The 2585-nt window shown below is 31.9% G+C and carries 3 protein-coding genes; 1 reads left to right on the top strand and 2 read right to left on the bottom strand.

The features are described 5' to 3' along the window. On the top strand, positions 1-854 hold an 854-nt coding region (locus tag MR593_RS08620), incomplete at its 5' end, for an InlB B-repeat-containing protein (RefSeq protein ID WP_290691913.1). Between the two features lie 62 nt (positions 855-916). On the opposite strand, the gene MR593_RS08615 is transcribed toward MR593_RS08620, so the two are convergent. Both MR593_RS08615 and MR593_RS08610 read right to left on the bottom strand, forming a co-directional pair. Next, complete coding sequence (locus tag MR593_RS08615) at positions 917-1909, bottom strand: glycosyltransferase family 2 protein (RefSeq protein WP_290691911.1); 993 nt, start codon at positions 1907-1909, stop codon at positions 917-919. Further along, positions 1899-2585: DUF6056 family protein (locus tag MR593_RS08610; RefSeq protein ID WP_290691909.1), on the bottom strand; the 687-nt coding region annotated here is incomplete at its 5' end. The genes MR593_RS08610 and MR593_RS08615, both read right to left, overlap by 11 nt.

Below are 2585 nucleotides of genomic sequence, written 5' to 3'. Positions count from 1 at the left end.
ATATATCAAATCCATCAGATGTAACAGTAAAGCTTACATGTAAAAATACAGGTGAAGAATGGAATTTCTCTTCTGATTCATCAATAGATGGATATCTTTATGTAGATAATGATTACTATGGGGAACCAGGTTGTATAATATTTAAACCTTTAGGATTTTCTCTTACAGATGGTAAGATATATAATGTTACAGCTACAGGAAGCTTCGGTACTGTATCATATGATGTAGAATTCTTTAGACTTTCATATGTTAATCGAAGAAATATTATATTTGATGCAGATAATGGGACTACAAGTGTAGTTAAAACAATAAATGCAGATGAACAACTAGACTATACACCAGAAACTCCTACAAAAGAGGGATATACATTTGTAGGATGGTACAAGGATACTGACGATATAACTACAGAATACAAATCAGGTGCTACATATACAGAAGATACAACATACAAGGCTAAATGGGCCCATGTAGATATGCTAGGAGCACAAGTTAAGGCGATAGTAGATGATAAGAGCGGTATAAGATTTGGTACTAAAATCTACAATGATGGCGATGAAATAGTAGAAAAAGGAACTATAATACTTCCAGTTAAATTACTTCCAGATGGAGAATCATTAACACTAGATACTCCACAAATTGCTCAATCTGTAGGTAAAGTAAACTATGAAGTAAATGAAGAAGAAAATTATGTGACTTATCTAGGAACTTTAGTAGGTATACCAAGAGCTCAATTTGATGAAGCAATAACAGCATCAGCTTATGTAATTTACAAGGATAAGGCTGGTAATGAATATAAGGTTTATTCACCATATAAGAATGGCTCAACAACTATAAATACATTGTTAAATAGTTAATATTAAAAGAGAGCTATATCGTAAAGTGTAAAATTTTACTATATAGCTCTTTTTGTTTGTAATTATTTAGCAGTAAAAATAGCGATGTCAGATTCAGAATCTACATTAGAAGCTATATCCGATTTGCCACAGTATTCTTCTACAAAGTATAGAGGTCTTCCCTTGACTTCTATAAATATTCTACCTAGATATTCTCCAATTATACCTAGAGATATAAGCTGAACAGAGCTCACAAACAGCAGGATACAAATTGTGCTAGCATATCCGGGAACATCTACTCCTTGAACTAAGGTTCTAACAAATATGAATATCATATAAGCAAATGCACCGATTCCAGTAAATAGACCAAAAAATGTTGCGATTCTAAGCGGTGCTATAGTAAACGAAACTATTCCATCAATCGCTAAATCTATAAGCTTAAGGTAGTTCCACTTAGTAGTACCAGCGACTCTAGGGTCTCTATCAAATAAAATTTCTTTTTTCTTAAATCCTATAAGACTAAACATACCCTTTGTGTATCTTTGTTTTTCTGGAAACGCCTTTAGAGCTTCTATAGCTCGTCTACTTAATAATCTGAAGTCTCCTGTGTCTTTTTGGATAGGAACTTTAGAAACTGCTTGTAGTACTTTGTAGAATGCCTTTGATGTAAATTTTTTAAGCCATGATTCTCCGTCCCTGCTTCTTCTTTTGGCGTATACATCATCGTAGCCTTCTTCGTAGTATTTTAGCATTTCGATTATTAATTCTGGTGGATCCTGTAAGTCGGCATCTATTATAGCAACTGCATCTCCAGTAACATAGTCAAATGCCGCTCCCATTGCGACTTCCTTGCCGAAGTTTCTAGATAAATTTAAGTAACAAACCCTCTTATCCACTTTATGAAGTTGTTTCACAATCTCTAGAGAATTATCCTTGCTACCATCGTTTACAAATAAAAATTCTATATCGTAGTCTTTTATATTATCGGCTAATTTGGTTAATCTATTGTATAATAGAGGAAGCGATTCTTCTTCATTGTACATCGGTATTATTATTGATAGTATTTTATTCTTCAAGCTGTTTCACCTCCGCTATTGAATTTATTTCATAATATTTTGCCATCCACGTATTGAACCATGATTTTGGATTATCAGATATATATCTAGTTCCTAAAAATGCGTTGTAGTCAGTTTTAGGCGTAGATATGCTTTTTACTGTTATATCTAAATTTCCTTTTTCTTTTTCTTCCTTTATAGTTTTTATTTGATAATTTACTTCATTATAAGTTCTTGATACATCGTAATAGACCAATCTATATTCTAACATAAATTTAACACTAGTAAATACTAATAACGCAGTTAATAGTGGATAAATTAAATTTTTATTTGCATTGTCTACATTTATATTGGAGTATAAATTTCCAATGGCTATTATTACGAGCATAACAGGTCCAAACCACGTTCTAACAGATACCTGTGGAGATACAACTAGCACAACCATACCAGCAAAAGCAGCTAGAAGATACATAATAGATAATTTAATTTGTTCTCTTACTAAATTTTTGTTATTATTAGTCCAAATAAAAAATATCAATATTATAAAAAATAAAAATAAAAGAACAAATGAAGTATCATAGGTGATTTCTACTACTTTTGATATATTTCTCGCTATATCAGCTGTTTTTGTAACAGCAGTAGCACTTCTAACAGAATTCCCTGGTGCAATAGCCAAAAGCACGAATCCTACACAGCT

The organism is Intestinibacter sp., from assembly GCF_022780145.1.
Classification (GTDB): domain Bacteria; phylum Bacillota; class Clostridia; order Peptostreptococcales; family Peptostreptococcaceae; genus Intestinibacter.
The sequence above is the reverse complement of the archived record's forward strand: the minus strand, read 5'-3'. Positions and strand labels throughout refer to the sequence as shown.